We start from the raw sequence: 541 nt of genomic DNA, 5'->3' as shown, positions 1-541 counted from the left end.
TGGGCCGGTAGAACGTGCCGATGAGGATCGTGGACGTGTACTCGACGCCCCCGAGCCGCGTCGTGCGCTCGATGGGCACGGCCGGCGCCTTGCCCGCGGTCGGGTTCGCGTCCCACGCGGGGTACGTCTGGTCGAGCCCGTCCAGGCCCGCAGCCTGCGCGGACGACCAGGCGGCCGTGACGGCGGCCTGGGGGCGGTCGAGCAGCAGGCCCGAGAACGTGGTCCCGCCCTTGGTCACGGGCTTGGCGCTGACGGCGAACGCGTCCTCCATCGCCTCCGTCGCCACCGTCACGGCCGACTGCGAACGCGACTGGTGCGTCACGGAGCGCGTGCCGTTGACGAAGAAGTACAGCGCCGCGGCGGCGACGATGCCGACGACCGCGAGGGCGGCGACCACCTCGACGAGGCTGAACCCCTCGTCGGGGACGCGGTGGTGGGGCTGACGGGCGCTCACATCGCTCCTCGTGGTTGCTGCGCGTGCTGCGTGCCGGCCGACGGGTCGCCGGCCGGCCGTCCGACGCGCCCGGCGTGGTCGCCCGCG

General features: G+C 74.7%; 1 protein-coding gene. It reads right to left on the bottom strand.

Features of this window, described 5'->3' with window-relative positions:
* Positions 1–454, bottom strand: a 454-nt coding sequence (locus tag G3I71_RS46285) for a prepilin-type N-terminal cleavage/methylation domain-containing protein (RefSeq protein WP_164324941.1), incomplete at its 3' end; no start/stop codon positions are given.
* Positions 455–541 lie beyond the last annotated feature (87 nt).

Source organism: Streptomyces sp. SID12501, from assembly GCF_010550245.1.
In the GTDB taxonomy this organism is placed as follows: domain Bacteria; phylum Actinomycetota; class Actinomycetes; order Streptomycetales; family Streptomycetaceae; genus Streptomyces.
The sequence above is the reverse complement of the archived record's forward strand: the minus strand, read 5'-3'. Positions and strand labels throughout refer to the sequence as shown.